Source organism: Dyella nitratireducens (assembly GCF_014642835.1).
Classification (GTDB): domain Bacteria; phylum Pseudomonadota; class Gammaproteobacteria; order Xanthomonadales; family Rhodanobacteraceae; genus Dyella_B; species Dyella_B nitratireducens.
In genome coordinates, this window is record NZ_BMJA01000003.1 from 168670 (window position 1) to 191768 (window position 23099).

At 60.6% G+C, this 23099-nt stretch carries 10 protein-coding genes; 7 read left to right on the forward strand and 3 right to left on the reverse strand.

The window, feature by feature from the left end; all coding sequences use genetic code 11:
• Positions 1-45 precede the first annotated feature (45 nt).
• The 7 genes from IEX75_RS16880 (at position 46) to IEX75_RS16910 (ending at position 18122) form a co-directional block, all read left to right on the forward strand.
• On the forward strand, positions 46-396 hold the full coding sequence (locus IEX75_RS16880; protein ID WP_188795916.1) for a hypothetical protein: 351 nt from the start codon (positions 46-48) through the stop codon (positions 394-396).
• Between the two features lie 508 nt (positions 397-904).
• Entirely contained in the window at positions 905-3340 is a 2436-nt protein-coding gene (locus tag IEX75_RS16885; protein ID WP_229720916.1) for a glycosyl hydrolase family 95 catalytic domain-containing protein, read from the forward strand.
• A gap of 393 nt (positions 3341-3733) precedes the next feature.
• Positions 3734-5167, forward strand: coding sequence for a chymotrypsin family serine protease (locus IEX75_RS16890; RefSeq protein ID WP_188795918.1), 1434 nt, complete (start codon positions 3734-3736; stop codon positions 5165-5167).
• The gene (locus tag IEX75_RS16895; protein ID WP_188795920.1) at positions 5164-8610 is read left to right on the forward strand and encodes a DUF6603 domain-containing protein; all 3447 of its coding nucleotides are present in this window, start codon (positions 5164-5166) and stop codon (positions 8608-8610) included. The genes IEX75_RS16890 and IEX75_RS16895 overlap by 4 nt, the downstream gene beginning before the upstream one ends.
• Positions 8607-11873, forward strand: a complete 3267-nt coding sequence (locus IEX75_RS16900; RefSeq protein WP_188795922.1) for a hypothetical protein — start codon at positions 8607-8609, stop codon at positions 11871-11873. The genes IEX75_RS16895 and IEX75_RS16900 overlap by 4 nt, the downstream gene beginning before the upstream one ends.
• Positions 11870-16369 (forward strand): hypothetical protein, encoded by a 4500-nt coding sequence (locus IEX75_RS16905; protein WP_188795924.1) that lies wholly within the window; start codon positions 11870-11872, stop codon positions 16367-16369. The genes IEX75_RS16900 and IEX75_RS16905 overlap by 4 nt, the downstream gene beginning before the upstream one ends.
• Positions 16359-18122, forward strand: a complete 1764-nt coding sequence (locus IEX75_RS16910; protein WP_188795926.1) for a hypothetical protein — start codon at positions 16359-16361, stop codon at positions 18120-18122. Before IEX75_RS16905 ends, IEX75_RS16910 begins: the two co-directional genes overlap by 11 nt.
• A gap of 68 nt (positions 18123-18190) precedes the next feature.
• Here the strand turns inward: IEX75_RS16910 and IEX75_RS16915 are convergent, their stop codons facing one another.
• The 3 genes from IEX75_RS16915 to IEX75_RS16925 form a co-directional block, all read right to left on the reverse strand.
• Positions 18191-20014 (reverse strand): beta-1,3-glucanase family protein, encoded by a 1824-nt coding sequence (locus IEX75_RS16915; RefSeq protein ID WP_229720917.1) that lies wholly within the window; start codon positions 20012-20014, stop codon positions 18191-18193.
• Between the two features lie 566 nt (positions 20015-20580).
• Positions 20581-21876: an MFS transporter gene (locus IEX75_RS16920; protein ID WP_188795928.1), complete on the reverse strand. Its 1296-nt coding sequence runs from the start codon at positions 21874-21876 to the stop codon at positions 20581-20583.
• Positions 21877-21944: 68 nt separating this feature from the next.
• Positions 21945-22958 carry a LacI family DNA-binding transcriptional regulator gene (locus tag IEX75_RS16925; protein WP_188795945.1) on the reverse strand — a complete coding sequence of 338 codons (1014 nt, stop codon included), beginning with the start codon at positions 22956-22958 and terminating at the stop codon, positions 21945-21947.
• Positions 22959-23099: the final 141 nt, after the last annotated feature.

Here is a 23099-nt window from a genome sequence, read left to right on the forward strand (position 1 = left end):
TCGCGCCAATAAGCGATGTTCTGTTGCTTGAGTACGGGATCGTGAATGCGCATTGCCGTTAAATACAAGGATATTCATGACTGTCAACGCTCCCTTCAAAGTATTGAGGACGTACTGATCCATCACGTTTCAGAGCGAATCGTCATTCCGGCGAAGGCCCATTGCTGTCCGGGGAAGATTTTGTCGAAACTCAGAAAATTGCCGCTCTATAGCGCTTTTTGCAAAAGAGTGCAGCAAGGAACTTGTTTTCAACATAGTCTTCAATCTTGCCTTACCGTCATTCCGGCGAAGGCCGGAATCCATCGCCAGTACGAAGCATGGATTCCGGCCTTCGCCGGAATGACGGTGAGGTACTACGAAACTTCCCCGGACAGCAGTGGGCGAAGGCCGGAATGACGATTCGCTTCGAAATAGAATCGGAGCAATTCCGGATTTCGCTGGAATGGTGGGTAAAAAGCGTGCGAAAACCTCAGGGTCCGAGCAGATAGCTGCGGCCTCATTAGTGAAAATGGAATAACGGCTTGCGAGTCGCCGGTGCCAGCCGCCTCAGCAAGCCCCCTCACCCTCTCGGAATCGAACAGCAACCGCTGAATATCACCCACTGCATCGAGTGGACTGAAGCCTGCTGGCTCCCTCTCAGTGCACCCGCTTAAAGCAACGACATACGGCTAGGCTTGCATATTTGTCATATAATATAACGTAGACCGATATCATCCACCCTGTCAAGCACGGATGGGTAAAAATGTGGGGCGTCATCACAAGCACAGCAACGGCTAAACATAGAGTGAGGTTGCTGGCGGCAATCGCGTTGATGGCTGCGCCAGTCTTTTGCGCCGCGCATGCAGCACCATCGGCTATCGATCTGCAGCTGCTCACAAAATAGTGCCAAGAGAGAAAATCGCCGATGAAAAAATCACAGGGTCCTGGCGCAAAAAATGATCATGGCAACCTTGAGCATGCAGCACGCCGCCGCTTCCTGAAAATGACTGGCACGATGGCGGCGTTGCTGCCTTTGTTGAGCGCGCCTGCATTCGCTGCCGCGGCAAGCCCTGTACAAAATCCGCGAAAGACACGCGCACCGTCCATGCACGGCCCCACGCTGTGGTACACCGCCCCTGCCTCCGAATCGAATGTCATCCAGGAAGCGACGCCGGTCGGCAACGGGTGCATGGGTGCCTTGGTTGGCGGTGATCCGGCCAGGGATTTCCTGTACCTCACCGATAGCTCCATGTGGCTCGGCGGACCGAACAATGCCCTCGATGCGGATGGGCAATTCAGTTACGAAGTGAAGGATTTCGGCAGCTTTACCATGCTTGCCAAGCTTTACCTTGGCGTGAATGGCCACGAGCTGTCGGGTATTGACGATTACAAACGGGAATTGGATCTCGCCAATGGCTATGTGCGGATTTCCTATCGCAAGGACGGCGTCCATTATCTGCGCGAGATATTTGCCAGCCATCCGGACGACGTCATCGTCGTACACCTTTCACAGAGTGGCGGCGGCACCTGGTCAGGTGCCATCGACTTGCAAGGAACACATGGAGAGACCACCCAGTTTTCGCCACGGACAGCAAGCAGCCATGTCAACGGTGCGCTCCCTAACGGTTTGACATACGCAGCAAGCGTAAAAGCGGTGAACAGATCCGGCTCCGTATCGGTCGAGAACGGCACGTTACGTTTTGCCAACTGTGATGCGCTGACCATTCTGTGCTGTGGTGGCACCAATTACACCCCTGATGTCACCAAAGACTACTTGGATCATTCACGCGATCCGCTGACGCTGGTGGAGCAGAAGCTTGAAGCTGCGGCCTCGCTGACTGCGGACGTTCTACTGCACACCCATATAGCCGACTATGCCGCACTGTATGACACCATGCAGGTCAATCTCGGTGCATCGACGCGGGAACAACGCGGATGGGATACGTGGACGCGTCTGCAGGCGCGCGCAAAACCTGATGCCGTCGCAGACCCTGAGCTGGAAGCGGCATACCTGCAATTTGGACGCTACCTGACCATTGCCGGATCACGCGACAGACTGCCTACCAGCTTGCAGGGCTTATGGCTTGGCGACAATACGCCCGACTGGATGAGCGACTATCACACCGACGTCAACATCCAGATGAACTACTGGTTGCCGGATCGCGCCGGATTGCCTGCCTGCTTCGATGCACTGGCGAACTACTGCCTGTCGCAACACGAATCCTGGACCGCGATAACCCGGCAGCATTTCAATGATCCAAGAAACGGTTTCCGCAATAGCTCCGGCAAACTGGCCGGATGGACGGTAGCCATTTCCACCAATATTTTCGGCGGCAATGGCTGGTGGTGGCATCCTGCCGGCAGCGCCTGGTTATGCAACAGTCTCTGGCAGCATTACCAATACACGCTCCAGCACGATTACCTCGTGCGCATCTATCCCCTGCTCAAGAGTGCATGCGAGTTCTGGGAAGCACGCTTGCTTACGCGGCGCGTCGCCGATCCCGCTAGCGGACTGGAACGCGAGGTGTTGATCGACGACAGCGATTGGTCGCCAGAACAAGGCCCAAAGAATGCGAAAGGCATAAGCTACGCCCAGGAACTGGTGTGGGATCTGTTCAACAACTATCAGCAGGCGGCCGCCATCCTGGGCATGGATGCGCACTACAGTTCGGTCATCGGCGGCTTGCAGGCAAAGCTTTATCTGCCCCAGGTAAGCAGCGAAAACGGATGGCTGGAAGAATGGATGTCAGCGAAGAACCTGGGAGAAACCAGGCATCGACATCTATCGCCACTGATCGGATTTTTCCCGGGCGACCGCATCACCTTGGACAACAGCCCGGCATCCTTGATCGATGGCGTCATCCGCCTGCTCGATGCACGCGGCATGACCAGCTATGGCTGGGCTTGTGCATGGCGGGCGATATGCTGGGCGCGCCTGAAGCAGGCCGAACGTGCCTACCAGCTGATACTCAACAACCTTGCGCCCTGGCGGATTCGCGGCAATGGCACCGCCATGAACCTGTTCGATATTTACCAAATGACCTCTGATTCCGGCATCTTCCAGATCGACGCCAACTTCGGTACGCCGACGGCCATGCTGGAAATGCTGCTGTATTCCCGGCCAGGTTCGATCGAACTTCTCCCTGCCCTGCCAAAAGCCTGGGCGGCAAGCGGCGAGGTCACCGGCATAGGTGCGCGCGACGGCTTCGTGGTGGATATGCGTTGGCGGGATGGCGACATCACAAGCGTGACAGTGCACAGCATCGGCGGCACCCGGACACAATTGAAGTTCGGTAAACATGTTCGAACCATTGCGCTGCAATCCGGGCAATCCGTGACGATTACTCCAGGTTCTGATTAGCTGTTCCGAACTGAAACGGCGACTCAACCTGCTTGCGCATTTACTGTCATCTTATCCACTTCATATCAGTGCTTCGGCAACGAGCAATAAGTGTCCTTGCGAGTTTGAATAACGCGCATATTACTGTTCATCGACATTCTGTGAATCGTGCTTCTGCTGGAATTTCACGCCGGCTCGACGAGTCAAAGACATTGCACCTACCGTGCTGTCGTGCCGGAAGCGATACATCGGGGTTTGCTTCTCATAACGCTTAAGACATGCGCTGCCTTGGGGCAACGGCGCGAGTCTGAATTTTGGTAGGCAGCTGAAACTGGGTGATGGCCATAGGCGTCCAAGCTTGGCTTGGGCGAATGCTTTTACACGTGCGGTAAAAGTTGGGCAGAGGTATCCAGGATGGCGACGCTCGCCGAGGCTCTTGAAGTCAAGCTGCGTGTCGAGCGCCGCCTGCTTGCGCTGCAGGGTGTGCACACCGTTGGGCTTGGTGGCAAGGTCACTGCGGGCCTGCCTACGGGTGAAGTTGCCATCAGGGTTCAGGTGACGCAGAAAAAACCGTTGTCAGAGATTCCCGCCGAGGAGCGCATCCCCGAAACGATCGACGGCATCAAGACGGACGTCATTCAATCGGCGAGAGCCGTCAAGTACAGCACGCTCAGCGGCGGCGTCGAGATCGAATTCATAGATTCCTCCACTGCCGGCACGATCACCATGGATTCGGGTACGCTCGGTTGTTTCGCGAGAACAACGGGTGCCACACCGCAGGTAGTGTTGCTCTCGAACGACCATGTGCTCTATGGCGAAACGCCGCGACGCAAGGATGGCGACCCCGTCCTGGTGGAAAGCTCTACCGGCTGCGTCCAGAAAACGGTTGCGTTCAACTTCAAGACGGCAGGCAATAACGACCCCCTGGTTGACGCCGCAATCGCCACCCTTGCCTCCGGAACCGATTGGCAGGCACAAATTCACGGCGTTGCCGTCAAAGGAATCCTCGATTTTCGTCAGAGCAATCTTTCACATCTTCCGACGTCGGTACAAAACCAGATCACAAACCACACGTATCACGTCAACAAATACGGTGCAACGACCAGCCTTAAGGGCGGTGTGATCATCGATATCAACGCGACCACCGACACGATGTCTGGTCAGCTTCAAATCAAGCCAGACTCCGGCAATGACTACTTCAGCAAACCAGGGGATTCCGGCTCGGCGATCTACGACGACAACGGTTACGTGATTGGACTGCTCTGGGGAGGCGATCCGATTCTTCCGAAATCCGATCCGCATTACATACCTCCTCCCTGGAACTCGGTGGGGTCCCATATCGGTGACGTGCAGGACAAACTCAGCATCACTATCGCCACCAATGAGCCTGCAGTGGTTTATCACGTGGGTGGCAAACCTCAATTGCATCCCGCGTTTGCCCGTGTCTACACGGATCTTTCCGCAGTTGGACGGCAAAAGGAATTCGTTCGTCTATACGGCCATCACAGCGAAGAATTTCGGCGACTGCTGAAGGACAGCCGTCCATTCCTCGTAGCCTGGCATCGCAATCATGGTCCAAAGATCGTCCGTTCCCTGTTTGATTTGGCGAATGATCGCCTCGGTACTCTGCCCACTTCCTTCGAAGGTCAAACCTGGACCGACTGCCTTGAACGCATCGAACAAGTGTTGATTCGCGTGGGGAGCGACGAACTACGCGTAAACATGCGCAAGTATCGGGACATGGCGCTTCGCCTCGGCGGCCGAACGTACCAGGAGGTCCTCGGATTCCTGCTGACGGCAGGCATCGATACCAGCCATTCCTCGCCGCACGAGGAACATACGTCATGAGCGCCGCAGGCACGCTTGAATCGCTCGTCAAAGTCATCGCAGATACGTTGACGCCGCTGGGACGCTGGCTTGCCGCCGATCAAGTGGACAATTTTTTCGCAGATCTCGGCTTGCGTTTCACACCAAGCGTTACCACGCAACCCGCTATCGCATCAGCACTGCAAGCGGTTTCGACCAGCGCGACCAACCTGTCGACAAGCGCCACGGCACTGGGTACGGCGATCAGCGGCGGCAACGCGGCGACCATTATTACGAGCGGCGCCGATACGATCGCCAAGCTGGGAACGCTGCTCGACAACCTTGAAAAGGTCGGGCAGGCGCTGAGTGCGAATGCGAGTGCCTTTCCAGGCATCGCCGCAAGCGACGTGTCGGCATTTGCATCGGCGTTGCCGGCAGCGTTGTTCGATGCAGCGAGCATCTCTCTACTCGAACTGTATGCGCCAGGCGTGCTCAATACGCTCGCCATGACGGGATTGGTGGATCGTCACCTGGAACCGGGCGTCACCGGCAATACGGCCAAGCCTCCTTACGAGGTTCGCCGCCTGCGCCCCGACCGCATTGCCACGTTCCTGCAATCACCCAATACGTACTTCCAAACGCTTTACGGCTGGGGCTCATCCACCTTCGACGGCCAGTTTCTGTTCGGCCAGTTGCAGGAATTGGCCGGCTACATCGGCTTGCCTGCCACCCTCGTACCCGCGGGCGGCGGACAGCCGATAACGCTCGACCTGTTCGGGGCGGAGCTACAGGTTGACTCGGGCGTCAGTCCGCCCGGATTAAAAGCGGAACTGCTGCTGTCGCTCGCGCAAAATGTCAACGCGGTAAACACGCTGTCGCCATCCAACTGGACGTTGACGATCACAGGCAGCGGCAACTTCGCCGCCGATCTTGTCGCGCATGTCGCGCCACCGGCAAAAGTGTCCGTGACACCGCCGTCGGGCACCGTCAGCGGACAACTGCAAGCGCAGTTCGCACTGCAGCCGTCGACGCCCGGCACGCCGATCGTGTTGATCGGCCAGACCGGTGGCAGTGTGCTGCAGGCGAATTCGCTGGCATTCGGTGCCGGTATCGCGGTGACCTGGAATGGAAGTTCCGCCAGTGCGGCACCGCTCGTTTCGGCATCGATAAGCGGGGGAAAGCTGGTCATCGACATGTCTGACGCGGATGGATTTCTTTCCAGCGTCACCAGCGGAACGCCGATCCAGGCGACCTTCGACCTGGCACTGACCTGGCTTCCCGATGCGGGTTTGCACGTCACCGGCGGTGCGCAGCTGGAGATCGATTTACCGCTGCATCTCACCTTGGGTCCCGTCACCTTGCCGACGGTGTATGTCGTCGGCGGTATCGACAACGGCAACCTCACACTCGAATTGTCGGCGGCACTAGGCGTAACGCTTGGACCGTTGCAAGCCAGCGTGGATCGCGTCGGCGTGCTGGGCACCTTCGATTTTCCGTCGAGCGGCCACGGCAATCTCGGCCCGCTGGATCTGCAGGTGGCGTTCAAGCCACCGAATGGCCTTGGCCTTGAACTGGATATGGGATTGGCTGCAGGCGGCGGCTACATCACGTTCGATCCCAAGAAAGGCCAGTACGCCGGCGTGCTGCAAGTGTCGCTGGTCGACATCGTGCAGGTCACCGTGATCGGCGTGCTCGACACCATCATGCCGGATGGATCGAGCGGGTTTTCGCTGATTCTGGTGATCACCTTCGACTTGCCGCCAATCCAGCTCGGCTTCGGTTTCACGCTCGACGGCGTCGGCGGCGTCGGCGGCATCAACCGCACGATGGCGATCGATGCACTGCAGGCGGGCTTTCGTGCGCACACGCTCGACATGGTATTGGCGCCGCCGGACCCGATCGCCAACGCACCACAGATCATCAGCGACATCAGCAATTTCTTCCCCGTCGCCGAGGGACGCTATCTGTTCGGCCCCATGCTCACCATTGGCTGGGGCACGCCGACGCTGGTCTCGCTCGATGTCGGTGTGCTGCTGGAAGTACCCGATCCGGTGCGCATCGTGATTCTCGGCTTGATCGATGCCGGCCTTCCCACCGAAGACGAAGCGCTGCTCCAACTGCACATCGCCGTGCTCGGCGTGATCGATTTCGGCGCGGAGACCTTGTCGATCGACGGCTCGCTGTACGACTCATCGCTGCTGATTTATTCGATGTCCGGCGACCTGGCGTTCCGCCTGGCCTGGGGCTCGAATCCGAACATGGTTTTTTCCCTGGGCGGGTTCAACCCGCACTTCAATACCGACGGACTCAACGTGCCCGCCAACATGCACCGCATGTCGGTCAGCATCGGCGTGGGCAACAACCCGTGCATCAGTTGCAACAGCTATTTCGCCATCACCTCCAACTCGATCCAGTTCGGTGCCAATGTCCAGGCTTATGCCGAGGCAGCCGGGTTCAGCGTGCAGGGATATCTCGGCTTCGATCTGCTGGTCATCATTTCGCCGTTCTCGTTCGAGTTTGATTTCTCTGCCTCGTTCGACGTCGCATTCGAAGGCGTCACCTTGCTCGGGCTCAGTGTCAACGGCCTGATCTCCGGGCCTACGCCATGGCATTTCCATGGCGATGCATCCATTACCCTGCTGTTCTTCACGGTGAGCGCATCGATCGATCTCACCTGGGGCAGCAGCACGCAGGCAACCATTCCGCAACAACCCGTGCTGCCCGATCTGTTCAAGGCTTTGCAAGCGCCATCGAGCTGGAGCGCCGCCCTCCCCTCCGGCACCGGGCCTACGGTCACGCTGACCAAACCTGCAAGCGGCAGCCAGACCTTGCTGGTCCATCCGATGGGTACGCTCACGGTCAAGGAAACGGTCGTGCCGCTGGATCTGGCGATTACCCGCTACGGCAACGCCGCGCCATCCGACGGAACGGAGTTTTCGATCGGCAGCGTGTCGCTCAACGCGCAGAACGAAACCATCCAGACGATTACCGACTATTTCGCCCCCGGGCAGTTCCTGACCCTGAGCGATGCCGACAAGCTTTCGAAACCCAGCTTCGAGTCTTTCGATGCGGGTGTCACCATCGGCTCTTCGACGGTGCTTAGCGGACACAACAGCGCTCGCACCGTCACCTATGACGAGTATTACGTCGATGCAGCGGAAAGCCTTTCGCGATTCAACGGCGTATATCAGATGCCGGCGCATATCCACCTGGCCCTGTGCAATCAGGGAGCCGGCTTCAATTCGCCAGCCAAGCACACTGGACTGGGCAAATACAGCGCGGCGGCCAATGAACCGTCCATCGGCGTGCAGGATGCGTCGTACGTGGTGACCAGTGTCATGGATCTGAGCATGCGCACGGACATCGTTTCCAGCACGGGCTCGACGTTCTACCAAGCACAGGCGGCGCTCGACAGTTACCTCACCGCGCACCCGGAAGAATCATCCAACCTGCAAATCCAGCCGTTGTACGAGGTGGCCGCATGAGCCCGAGCCCTGCGCCTTCTCTCGGCCAATATCAGTTTCTTGCCTGGGCGCGGCGTGGCATCAGCACGAGCATCGCGAATGTCGATGCGGGTTCGCTGCCGGACCGCGCGACGCTGAAGGTGCAGATTGCACTTCAAGTACAGGGTGGAACGGCGCCCAATCCGGTCGAAGCACCGGAGGTCGATGTCGACATCTATGGTCCGGGCGATGTCATCGGCGTCGATCCTCGTTACGTGATACGCACTGAGCCCCGTCCGTTCACCGTCAACTTCGAACCGAACTATCTGTCCAGCATCGAATTCGACACGCCGGATTTCCCATGGCTGTTCACGCCCGCGGCACCGAACGGCGATCGCCTGCATCCATGGATCGCACTGATCGTGCTGAAAAATTCCGAATTTTCGCTACCTTCCATCGCGCCCAATCCCCTGCCCGCGGTCGACATCGCCAACATCGCGGCGCTGCAGGATCTGGTCGAGTCCTGGAACTGGGCGCATGTGCAAGTCTCCGGCACCGATACGTTGACCGACACGCTCGCAAACGCGCCGGGCAACGCGATCTCTCGCCTGGTTTGTCCGCGCCGGCTCGATCCTGAAACCTCATACACCGCATTTCTGGTGCCGGCATTCCACAACGGCGTGCAAGCAGGCTTGAACGGCGGCAACGTCAGTGGCATCAACAGTTCCGATCCGGCTTGGACATCGCGCACGCCATCGCCGCTACGCCTTCCCTACTATTACAGCTACACGTTCAGCACCAGCGATGCCGGCGATTTCGAATCGCTGGTGCGCGCGTTGACCCCCACGGTTCTTCCCGACACGGTGGGAACGCGCCCCATGGATGTGAGCCAGCCAGATCCGGGCATCGCATCGGCCGGAACGCCGCTCGGCCTCGAAGGCGCGATTGAAAGTGTCGGCACGCAGCCGACGCCGTGGAACAACCCTGCCAAGCAAGCGTTTCAGGCGGACGTGCAGGCACTGATCAACCAGACGGCGCCTTCGACGGACGATCCTGCGCACCCGAATGCGGCGGACCCCACGGTCGTGCCGCCGATTTACGGCCGCTGGCAGGCAGCGGTGCAAAGCGTGGATATGACGGTTGCAGGCTGGGTCAATGATCTGAGCCTGGACCCACGCAATCGCACGGCCGCAGGCATGGGCACGCAGATCGTGCAGCAGGAGCGGACGCAGTTGATGGCGTCGGCGTGGCAACAAGTGGCCGGCATTCTGCAGGCGAACCAAATGCTGATCCAGGCGCAGCTTGCGCGCGCCGCCATGCAGCAGATCTACCGCGCTCGTTTTGTCGCCGCGCAACCCGAAACGGTCATGCACTTCACGGCGCCCTTGCACTCACGCTTGCTGGCCAGCCCCACGACGATCACCGCTGCCATTCGCGCGAGCCGCGTACCTGAGCGCATGCTGTCGGGTGCTTTCCGGCGTATCGCGCGGTTGCCGTGGCGCTTGAAACTGGCACAGCCTGGCGCGCCGGCCTTGCTCAGCAAGGTCAGCAGCGGTGCGATCGCCATCGTTCCGCCGCCATCGCCACCGGGTGGCCTGGTGTCGATCGATCAGGTCACCAGCGAGGCATCGTCGCCCACACCGGCACCCACCCCTACGCCTACACCAACGCCCACTCCGACTCCCACTCCGACTCCCACACCGACACCAACACCAACGCCCACACCGACATTGCCTACATGGCTGCTGATCGTGTTGTTGATCCTGGTGCTGGCGTTGGCACTGATCGCCGCGCTGACGGTGGGATGGTGGCTGGGATTGCTGATTGCGATCATCGGTATCGGCGCGATCGTGATGTGGGCAAACGCGTCCGGCACATCGTCAAGCCCGACGCCAACACCTACGCCCACACCAACTCCAACACCGACTCCCACACCGACGCCAACCCCGTCGCCGGCCACGTCACTGCAGTTCTCCGGTTTCACACTCGCGGCAGTCAACGCGGTGGTACCGCGACCGGGATTCCAGATTACGACGGCAGGCACGCCCGCTTCGCCCGGCGCAACGAGCGGCCCCGATTCACCACAAGCAGCAGGATTCCGCACGGGAACCGGCGATCTGTTTTCCTATTTCCAATCGTTGCCCACGGACTCGGCACCGTTGCCACCGCTGGATATTCCCACGCTTTCGAGCACGATCATCACGCGCATCGATCCGATCACCACGGTGCCCAGGCGCGTGCAATCGCTGATTACCCTGTCGCAATCGCTGAACTGGCTGCCGCTGGATCCGCTCGAACCGATCATGGCGGCGCCGCAATTTCCCCAGCCGATGTACGTGCCGTTGCGCGATCTTTCCGAGTTGTACCTGCTGCCGGGTGTCGACCAGATTCCGCCGAACAGTGTCGGCTTGCTGCAAACCAATCATCGCTTCATCGAAGCGTACATGGTGGGCCTGAACCACGAAATGTCGCGCCAACTGCTCTGGAATGGCTATCCCACCGATCAGCGCGGCAGCTATTTCCGCCAATTCTGGGATGTAAGTGCTTATGTGCCGCTGCCGAGCGATCCCACCGATCCCACGCAACTGGCCGAGGAACTGAAGGATATCCCGCCGATCAACACCTGGCCGCTGAGCGTTCCGCTCGGCGATCATCCCAATCGCACCGACATCGTGCAGAACAACCTGGTGCTGATGGTGCGCAGCGAGCTGTTCAAGCGGTACCCGAATGCCATCGTCTACGCCGGCAAGGCCAAGCGCAACGCAAAGGGTCAGCTCGTGCTGGACGATACCGACGAGCGCTATCCGTTGTTCCGCGGAACGCTTACACCGGACATGACCTTCCTCGGTTTCAACCTCACCGCCGCGGACGCCCGCGGCGGCACCACCGCGTCACCCGACGGATTCTTCTTCGTTTTCCAGGAACAGCCGTCCGAACCGCGTTTCGGCCTGGAGCCGAATGCCGACAATGATCCGGTGACGCAATGGGCCGACCTTGCCTGGACGCAATTCGCTGCGGGCGGTGGTTCGCCTGTCGTCGCGCTTCCTACCGCCAACTGGAGCGAATCGAACATCTTGCAAAACAGTCCATGGCGCCGGGCGTCGCGTCTGTTCTCGCTGGTGCTGGGCGCCGCGCAGTTGCCCGATTTCATTTCCGCGAACGCCAATCCTTCCAACGTGGCGATTACGTCGGGCTCCGACGATGCGAAGAACAAATGGGGCGTGGATGCCGCGCAGACCGCTTACATCTTGCTGCGCATGCCATTCCGCGTGTTGATTCATGCCGACCTGATGTTGCCCACATGAATACGCCAGGCCTTCCTCCGACACCCGCTTCGCCGACACCACCGGTTAATCCGGTGCGTCCGGTAACACCCATTCAGCCAGGTCGGCCGATAGCGGTCGGGCCACCGAGTGCGATCAGCGCCGCCACCCCGCTGTTACTGCTACCGGTCCACATCCAGACACGGTTCGTCGATGGACAGAATCAGGATCGCAGCAGCTCCGAACTGTGGGTGCGCATTTTTCCCGACCAGATCGCCGTGGATGCATTCGAGACGGCACTGACCGCGCAGGAACTCGCCGACGGCCAGGCTTATTGGAACGCCGTGTGGCAGGCGGGAAATCCACCCGCCAATCCCGACGATGCCAAAGCACCGTGGCGAATGCTGGCCTCGACGTATCAGCCGCAGCGTGCCGCATGGATCGCGCTGCAAACAACACCTACCAATGTGAGCGCGCAACCGGTTGCCGCCACGCCGGCCGGCTCGACGCCCGTACCTGCTCCGGTATTTCCGACGCCAACCCTTCGCGCGAGTTCGTGGGAACAGCCGGCCGTGGCAGATGCCTTGCCGGATGCGTGGACCGTCGTGCTCGTATCAGGCACCCAAACGAGCATCTATCGCGGCAGCACCATCGCCTCGCCGCTCAACGTCAGCCTGACACCCAATGGAACCGGTTTCCCTGCAGGCTCGGTGGTCGATCAAGGCTTGCAGTGGATGGTCGATTTCGACACGGCCGTCGCAGCGGGCATGGCCTTGAAGATTCCGCTGACGCGCGAACAGCGCGCGGCCGGCTTCGATCAGATTTTCGTCTACGGCCTGCGCATCGACGACACGAATCCGTCGCAGACCTGGACGAATCTGCTCAACGCCCATCACTACACGGACGGACTGGCGTTTGTGCCGCAGGGTTCGCCGACCAACAACACACCCGATGCGAGCTCCGCGTACAGCCGCAAAGATCCCGATGACGACATCAGCTTCGCCACGGAGCGGCAAGCTCCACTGACCGGCAATCCCAACGCGGATGCCGCCGCGTTCAGCATGCTCACGGGCACGCCCTTGTCCACCTTCGATCACATTCGATACGCGGACGAAACCGGCGAACTCAACGCCAGCGACATGCTGCGCGCCTTGTGGCCGGCGACGCTGTGCTACTTTCTCGGCCAGATGATGGCGGACGTCTTTACGTCCGAGGTGATCGAGCAGGCACGCGAATATGTGATCGCCAACGTGCGTCCGCGCGGCCCGGCTCCCACGTTTCGCACCGGCACGACGCCGTACGGTGTTCTGCCGGTCACCTCGCTGTTCCACTATCGGCCCGACAGCGATAAGGCAGGCAACGTCGAGCCTGCCTTGCTGGATTTCGTACGCAAACTGTGGCCCACCTGGCTCGCCAGTTCGGCCGGCGCGCCGCATATGCAGCAAGGCGGCGATCCGGATCAGAATCTGATGTCGTTGCTCGGCATGGATGCGAGCTCCATGAATTTTCGCGGCCGGCCCGTGCTGGGCGATACGTTCTTGTGGAATTTCCTCAATTTCCTCGGTGTTCCCGCCTTGTTCCAGGGACAGTGGTGGGAAGATCTGCAATTGCCTGCACGCGCGCTTCTCGACCAGTACGGCTACACCAGCATGAATCCGCGCCTGATCGGGTTCGGCCTGGACGAAAACAGTTTTCCGGTGAATTTTTCCACCGTGCAGACCGCGCCGCTTTCCGAAACCGACCCGATCACGGCGGATGCCAATCTCGGCGGCGGACAAAAAGGCAACTACATCCAATGGTTGCAGACGGCGAGCGTGTCCGATATCCAGGCCGAAAATTACCCGGGCACCACACCGACGTCGCTGCTCTACAAAATCCTCCGTCAATCCGTGCTGATGGAATACGCCAATCTCGCGGGCAATGAAGAAGTGAACGCGGGAAGACTCGGCACCGTGCAACTCCACGAAACCGAACTGGTTGCGATGCAGCCGGCCACCACGAGCTTGACGCCGTGGCAGCTGCTCGCACGGCCCTCCATTCCCAATCCCCATGTGAGCTGGGCGGAGTATCTGCTCAACGTGAATTTCCCGATCGCATCGCCGTATGCGCAGCTCAACGATTTTCGCAACAGTCTGTCACGCCTCGCCGCGCTTCCTTCCGCGGAACTGGATCGACTGCTGACCGAGACACTCGACGCCTGCAGTCATCGCCTCGACGTGTGGGCCACCGGCATCGCCAACGCCATGTTCAACCGGTTGCGCGCGGGCCAGAACAACACCTTCGGATTGGGTTGCTACGGCTGGGTCGAAAACGTTCAACCCGAAGCCCGGCGCGAACCGGTGGTGGGCAGCGAGTTGCAAGCTGTGCAGGCGCTCGACGGTGCGCGGTTGAAACAATATCCAGGCATCGGAACACTGCCGGTACCCGTCCAGCCGTTGAGCGACAACGGCGGCTACATTTACGCGCCATCCGCGACGCAGGCAGCCGTCGCCGCGGTGTTGCGCAACGGCTACATGACGCACAAGAGCACGGCCGAGGAAAGCTTGCTGTCGATGGACTTCTCTTCGGAACGCGTCCAGCGCGCACTCACGCTTTTGCGCGGCGTGCAAGAAGGACAGAGCCTCAACGCACTCTACGGTTACCTGTTCGAAGACAGCTTGAGCAGTCTCGGCCTGCAAAAATATATCCAGCCGTTCCGCAATGCTTATCCGGTGGTCGGCAGCAAGCTCACGCCATCGAGCGCGCCGGCCGAGTCGGTGGCCGCATCCAACGTCGTGGACGGGCTTGCCTTGCGTACGGCGTGGGATGCGGGGAGCTTGCCTGCCGGCGGCAATTGGGGCACCGGTTTGCCTCCGCCGGGCGCCGATCAAAACGCCGTGATCACGATCTTGCAGATGCTGGACGATGCGTCGAGTGCGCTCGGCGATGTGTCGATGGCCGAAGCGGTGTTTCAAGTCGTGCGCGGCAATCCGGGCCGCGGCGGCGGCTTGATGGATGCGATCTCGCGTGGCTCTCGTCCGGCAGACCCGGATGTCGTCGACACGCCGGCCGGCGGCATCGACTTCACGCACCGCGTCGCCGCGATACTGATCGATTCGACCATCGCCGCCGCATGGAGCAGCGTGCCGCAACATCCGCGCGCCGCCGCCGAGCCCCTGCTCAATGCGTGGCTCAGCACGTTGCTGCCGGATCCCTCCCACGTACGTTGCCAGGTGACGTATAAGGATTCGGGCGGCAATCCGGGTTCGCTGGTGCTGGCCTTGAGCGACCTGAAAGTCGGCCCGCTCGATGTGCTTGCACTGTCCAATGCGGCGCAGACGCCGCAACGCTCTGAACTGGAAAACCGCATCATCTACGCCGCCCCGGTGCCTGCCGGCGCGCAGCAGCTGCAGATCGTATTCGATACGACCGGGCTGCCCGCCGGCTCCACCGGCTTTCCCGATGTGCTCTATCTCGCGCAGACCTTGCGCACGTTCATCGGCTCCTGCCGCGCGCTCGCACCACAGGATTTCGCTACCCAGAACACGGATGCCTCGACTGCCGCAGGCACTCCCGATCTGGCCGAACTGCAGACACGCGCGCAGAACCTCATCAACAGCCTTACTTCCGATCTCAATGCGCTCAACACCGCCACGACACCCGACGCCATGCGCGCCGCATTGTATACATGCAGTTTCTACAACGTGACGGGATCGATTCCCAACAGCACCAGCGGTGCGGACCCCACGCTGGCGCCACAGCAGACAAGCGTCGCAGGCGTGTTGCAGGCGCGATTGACGCAAGCATCGAAAGTGACCATTGCCACGGCATCCATCGCCGATCTGCTCGGCATGTTCAATACGATTTTCGGAAACGATTTCCTGGTGCTTCCCAAATTCGCACCACCTGATCTATCCGACTTGCAAACGGCCTTCCAGCAATCCGCTTCGCTGGTTTCCAGCGACGCACAGGCGCCCACGCGTTGGCTAAGACAGCTCACGTATACGCATGAGGGCATATCCCGCATGGATATGGCCTTGAGCGCGGCGCAGGCCTTGCTGGGTGGCGCGCTTTATCCGCCGTCGCTGCTGTTGGGACAAATGCCGCCGCCCGCCGCCACGCCCGACACCTGGCTTGCGCTGCCGATCGATCCGTCCAACCCACCGCCCAAGGGGCGCATCGCTTTCGCCTGCCTCACTCACGGCGATCCCACCACGGCTAACGCATACGCCGGCCTGATGGTCGAGCAGTGGCTGGAGCGCATTCCTGGTTCGCAGGGCGCCTCTTACGTCGCCTTCCATTTCGAAGAACCGGTCGCGCGAGCGCCCAACGCCATTCTGCTCGCGCTCTGCCCCACCCAGCAGGAAAACTGGGACGACGCCATGCTGCAGGCAGTGCTGTCTGAAACCTTGCAACTGGCGAAGATTCGCACGGTCGATCTCGCCAGCGTCACCACCGCTGGGCAAATTCTGCCTGCCCTGTATTTCGCATTGAATTTGCAGGGCGCCACCATTTCAACTCGCTTCGTGCCGATCGAGGTGCCTATCCATGCAGCTTGACGCAGCGATCCGGCGAATGATGGCAAAGCCATCCGTCACGACGTGGACGCGGCTGGAACCCCAGCCACGCGATGCATCGATGACGCGCAGCCTGCAGGCGCAAGTGCGCGATCCGCTGTGGATGTTGGCGCGCCAGTGGCAAGTCGGCGAATTTCTCGGCGCCGACGCCGGCTCGCCCGTGCAAGCCACCATGGCGGGCGAGACGCAGACCGTCACCACGTATCAGCCCGGTTCGAACGCGAGCACGACGATGGCGCTGGATGCCAGCCTGCCGCTGGAAGTGCATGTGGAACGCGAAAGCGTGGCGCTGAAATTGCGTGGGTCGGTGCAACTCGGGTTTTATTTCGAATCGCTGGTGCAGCAGAGCGGCATCGTCGGCGCCGACGCGATCATTGCGGCGTTTCGACTAGCGTTTCCCATTTCACCGAACGTACCCGACCCGACTTATGCGCCGGTCGACGCCGTACGTTTTCGCGCCTTGATGGCGGGCCGCGTCACCGACGGCGAAGCGCTATACGCGTCGGCGCTCGCCGTGGCCGCCGGCCAGACGCCGGCCATTCCTCTCCCCGCAGCGGCCAGCGATCCGGGGATGCCCGCGGTGCTCGCGAGCTTCGTGGCGTATCGCCAGAGCTTGTTCTCCGAACCCCAATCGGATGCGGCATGGCAAGACACGCAACTGGATTACAGCTTTGCGCTGGGATCGCCGGCGCCGGGCCGCAGCCTGCTGTTGAATGCCCCCGCTTTTCCAGGCGGCCATCTGGACTGGTATTCGTTCGCGCTGATACCCGACGCGAATAATCCGCTGGCGTCTTCCAACCCCGCGCAGATCACGCCGTTTACGTTGAATTTCCTCCCCAACCACGTGACGTTCCGCGGCGTGCACGACCCGCGCTGGTGGACGTTCGAAGATAGCGTGACGGATTTCGGCCAGCTCAATGCCGAACAGGTCGACCTGGCCAAGCTGCTGGTGATGGAGTTCGCGCTGATTTACGGCAACGATTGGTTCTCCGTGCCGGTACCTGCCGGGCAAGGCGACTTGAGCCGCATCGCGACCTTGGTGGTGACCGATACGTTCGGCATACGCACGCTGATTCGTCCTTCGGAAGACACCACCGTCAATGCCGGCGAAGCGCCGTGGTCGATGTTCAAGCTATCCGGCAACGGCGTGCGATCCGATTTCATCGTGCTCGCTTCCACGCTTGGCGTCGTCGAGGAAGCCGACGCGATCGAGGAAGTGCAATTCCTGCGCGACGACATGGCAGCGATGGCGTGGGCGGTCGAAAATCAGCTGCAAGGCGATCTCGATGCAGCAGTCGATGGCCAGGAGGCTTATGTGCGATGGCTGCAGTCCAATCCCGTGCCCCCGCCGCCGCAGGCAACGGCAGATGGTCCGCAGATCTACTACACGCTGGAAATCCCCGCACCGAACAATTGGATTCCGATGGTGCCCGAGCAAGGCCCCAATGGTGCTTTGTACCTGCGCCGCGGCACGATGGTCATTCCCACCACCAGCGGACCGTACACCGTCACCGGGCGCGCGGAGTTGCTCGATCCCGGCCAGCCGTTCTTCCTGCTCGATCATGTGGTGCCGCGATCGGGCGTACTCGCCGATCGTTATTTTCGCCGCGCACGATCGGCCAGCGGAAATACGCTCGTGTGGCTTGCTCGCAAATCAGGTCCAGGCAAAGGTCCGGGCTGGTCGGGATTGCGTTTCGACGTCGTGCGCCAGGAAACGCCGGCACCGAGTCCATGAAGAAGTGCATGGCGTTCCTATAAGTCACATTGGAAAGGCCCCGCCAAGCGGGGCCTTTCCATGCACCCTTACCAGCCTACCGTGATAGTAGCCACCGTAGGATTGGTGCCGATCAGCGAAGAACTGAAACCACGCACGTCGTCATACGGAAACCCATAAGTGAGCCCGTTGATGCTGTGCGCATGCCAGAACGCAGCGTAGGAGTTGGTCGGCGCGCTGTTGTAGAAGTTCGCCGACGTATCCCACTCGGCAGCGTTTTCGGCCACATGCCGATTCAATGCGGCATCTAACTGCGCCTGGATTTGCAATTGCTTGGCCGTCGGAACGCCTGCGGCGGCGTTGGTGGCGTCGTTGAACACACCATTGCCCAGCAGCACCTCCTGTGTGGTCGGTACGTTGTTGATGTAGTACGTGCCCTGCCCGTCGGTGAATACGAACTGGTTGCCGACGACGTTGCCGGTGAAGGTGCCTTGCGCATCGGTGAATACCAGCGACTGGCTGCGATATTGGTTCCAGATGGACTGGATGTAGCTGTCCAGATAAGTGGCCTGTGCGCCGCCAGCGCCAAAGCTGCCATGCGCCGGCGCCACGATGCGGTACGGTGCTTGTACCTGGGCCAGCGACTGGAACGGCTGCGGCACCTGCGCTACGAACTCCTGGAACAGCGCGGCGCGGGTTTCCGTTTCGCCTACGGTCTGGTCGTAGCCGCTGGGGTCTTGCAGTTCCAGGCGAATCGGCATGCCGAATTGGTCGACGCGTGTGGTGTTGCCGTAGAAGTTCGTGGCGTTGATGTTCACTTCCACGAAGTCGAAGGTCACGTTGATGTTCGGATCGCTAGGGTTGTCGATGTTCGGACCGGTGTAGCCGTATACCGGATTGCCGACCGCCTGGATGTACATCGGGCTGGCGACGCTCAGGTAGATGCGCGCGGAAAGGATCTGCGGCACGGTGAACGATTTGCACTGCGAAAACGGGATCGAATAATCGGCGTAGCTCTGGCCGTTCTTGCTCAATGCGCCGTTGTCGCCTGGCGCCATGGGAATGAGGTCGCCCGCGCAATCGACGTGCACGAAGGTGCCTGGGTGCGCCGGATCCTGGCCGACCATGGTCCAGTAGATCTGGCTGTCCGCATACGTGCCGTTGGTGCCGTTGACCAGGTTGAAGGTGGTGCCTGCCGTTGGAAATACCGGGCCTGATGGCGAAGGTGTAGGCGTCGGCGTTGGAGTGGGTGTCGGCGCTGCATACGTCAACGTCTGTGAGGGCGTGTTCACCGCCGATCCGTCGCTCTGGCCAATCGTGAACCAGTAACTCACCTGTTCGCCATTGGTGAGGCCGGACACCTGGTAACTGTTATCGGTGCCGCTGTTGCTCATACGGACATTGAGCTGGCTGCCGCCGGCAGGGGTGTAATGGAGATCGGCCCACGTGCCACCGTCGGCATAGAACTGCTCCACCCCACCCGGCTCGGCGGTGGCGCCGTAACTCGCCGAAGGTGTGGGAGTTGGTGTCGGCGTGGGAGTAGGAGTGGGCGTCGGTGTGGGAGTTGGTGTCGGCGTGGGAGTAGGAGTGGGCGTCGGTGTAGGCGCTGGCGAGCTGCCGCAACTACCCTGCGACGTCCACGGCTGGCCGCTGCCGGCACCACCATTGTTGGTGGCCGGGTCATTGCCTTGCGTCCACCAGTTGGCGACGTAATTGACGCCGCTCTCGCTTGCGACTTGGCCTTGTGTATACACGGCCGAGGCGCTCCAGGCGGCCGCACAGGTTGTCTGTGCATGCACCGACTGTATCGGCATGGCCGTCAGCGCGGTCGTGGAGAGCGCAGCGCAGATCGTACTGCCCAGCGAACTCAGTGCCAGCGTGGGCCACGCCGTCGATTCATTGCTCTTTTGCATGACTGTCTCCTTTGCTAGGGGTGAAATCACTGCCAAACAATTGGGAATGGGCGATTTCACGGCACGCTTTGATGCAGCCGTGTGGGGACAGTCGCCGTTGGGAGTTTCTGGTTGTTGTGTGGCGCTACGAGTCAAAAGTACAAGCGCTGTCAAATGAAAATACAAGCGCTGTCATTTTTCCGTGATGGCGATCTCGCCGCTCGTGGGTTATCGCCAGAGTGATGACGAAAATCGCCCGTTCGAAGTTCACGTCAAGGCCGTTTCAGAGCGAGTCGTCATTCCGGCTAAGGCCCACTGCTGTCGGGGGAAGTTTCGTAGCACCTCACCGTTATTCCGGCGAAGGCCGGAATCCATGCTTCGTGCTGGCGATGGATTCCGGCCTTCGCCGGAATGACGATAAGGCAAGATTGAAAACTATGGTGAGAACAAGTTCATCGCTGCATTCCTTTGCAAAAAAGTGCCTATAAAACGGCAGTTTTATGAGCCTCAGTCGTGTAGGTTGGTTTAGCGCAGCGTAACCCAACATGTTCGAAACGATTTGTTGGGTTACGCTGCGCTAACCCAACCTACTTCACCCCACGCACCGGCAAGATGGCCCATGCACTCAATGCAACAAACATGGCCGCCACCACAAACAGCGCTGTATAGCTGCCGCCGCTCACCAGCAAAATCCCAGGAGCAACCGCTGGCATCAGCGACTGCGGCATGACGTTGGCAATGTTGAAGATGCCAAGGTTCCGGGCGGCATGGGTCTCACGTTGCGGCAACACGTCCGTCACCAGTGCAAGATCGGTGGCCAGATACACCCCCTGCGCGATGCCGCCAATCGCCATGCCCGCGAGAAACCAGCGAAACGAAGCAGCAAAGGCGATGATCAACAAGGCCAACGCATAAACCGCCGCGGCACCGGAGACGAAGACCTTGCGCCGCCCCACGGCATCGGACAAGCCACCGCCCAAGGCACTGAAGATCGCCACCATGCAGAACTGCACCAGGGTGGCCAGGAATATCCGGCGTGGTACGTCGGTGGGCGCACAGCCCAATTGGTGGATCAGATAGAGCCCTTGATAGGTCATCAGCACCGCAATACCGGCGTAGAGCAGGAAACGGCTGCTCCACGCCCACGCGAAATCGGGGAAGCGCAGCGGATTGATCCAGTAGCTGCCGAGGAATTCGCGCCACCCGTAAGGCAGTCGCTGAGTCGCAGCCAATCGGTGATCGGGCAGCATCCAGACCAGGATGAGTGCGCTGGCCAAGGCAATAACGGCCGACACCAGGAACATGGCGAGCGTGGAATCCGCGAGAGCCTGCATCAGGAAGGTGCCGCCGATCATGCCCAACGGCAGGCTGATGCCCACGATGCCTGACACCGTGCCGCGTTGCGTCGCCGGAACCTGATCGGCAAAGATCGCCGCCAATGCAGCCAGTTCCGCGTTGTAGGCAAGTTGCGTGATGCACCAGCCCAGCAGGAGTTGCGGAATCGACACCGCCGTCGCAATCACCGCCAGCCCCACCGCCCCGCCCAGGGCACCAGCGATCAGCCAAGGCCGGCGCATGCCGAAACGCGACGTCGTGCGATCCGACAGGCGGCCGAAGAACGGATTGCCGAACAATGCCATCAGCGCGCCCACGCCCACCACCAGCGACAGGCTGCCGGTTGCATGCGCGGGCGCGAGTTCGTGCACGCGCATCGTCAAACCCGTCAGGATCGGCGGAAGCAACGCCATCCATAGGCCCGTATAGGCCATGCCGTAGATCACGATGAACAGCCAGCCGACCTGGCGCGCGTGCCGGGTTGTATCAGCGGTCGCCGTGCCCTGCGGCAGCCCGCGCATCGCAGTTTCGGCTGTGTCGTCGATCACCGCTTCCGCCCCTCCGTGAATCCGCCTGCCAGGCTCATGGCGAACCCGACGACGGTGGAGAGCGAATCCTACGGCTTTTTGAGTTCAATCGTGGATGCGCGTAGTTGCATCTGATACGGCACGCGCGCTTGCACGCGCATGGCTGGGTCGCGGATCGACTGCAAGACGCTTTCGGCAGCCAGGCAGGCGATCTCGCGGCAAGGCTGGCGCACCGTCGTCAAGCCAGGCGAGATCAACTGCGACACCGGCGTGTCGTCGAAGCCGCATACCGACAGGTCATGGGGGATGGCCAACCCGCGTTCGTAAGCTTCGCGTATCGCGCCGCAAGCCATGTCGTCGTTCGCCCCGAAGATCGCCGTGGGCGGACGCCGCCGCTTGAGCAGCGTTCGGGCGGCAGCCATACCCGAAGCGAACGTGAAGTCCCCTTCCACCACCAACGATTCGTCGTACGCGATACCGGCCCTGCGCAATGCATCGCGATAGCCGTTGAGCCGCCAAGTGTGCGCGCCGTGCCCCTTCAATCCGGCGATGTGGGCAATCCGCCGGTGCCCGAGCGAAATCAGGTGTTCGACGATGTCTGCCGCCGCCTTGCGCTCGTCGAAGCCGATATCGATACGTGATTGGCGCAACTTCGAGGAGATCGTCGAATAACGTATGTCCAGCTCGTCAAGGCGTTGCAGCAGCTTGGCGTTGTTCGCATGCGGCGGCACCAGTACCAGGGCATCCGGGCGATGCGTCGCCACGAAGCCGTCGATCTGCGCGGCCAGGTCGTCCACCGCATCGAAGGGATGCAGCACCGCGTTATAGGGCGTGCCCTTGCATGCCTGCAGCACACCCACGATCAGTTCCATGATGTAGCTGGAGTTGGCCGTCGGGTTGTCGTAGAGCAGCGCGACCAGATACGAGCGGTTTCCCGCCAGGCCACGCGCCGCCGGGTTGGGTACGTAATTGAGGGCGCGAATCGAGGCTTCGATCCGCGTGCGCAGCTTGGCGCGCACGCTCGTATGGCCGTTGAGTACGCGGGACACCGTTTTGGTGGACACGCCGGCATGCGCAGCAACATCTTCGATTCTTGCAGGCATGTATCCGCCCCACGGTGTATGGCTTGCAGCGACTCATGCTACCCCAAACGCAAGGCGCGCCACCATCCGGATTTCACTCTTTCTTGATCAAAATACCAGCGCTGGTATTTTCGTATTGACAGCGCTTGTACATTTTTACTA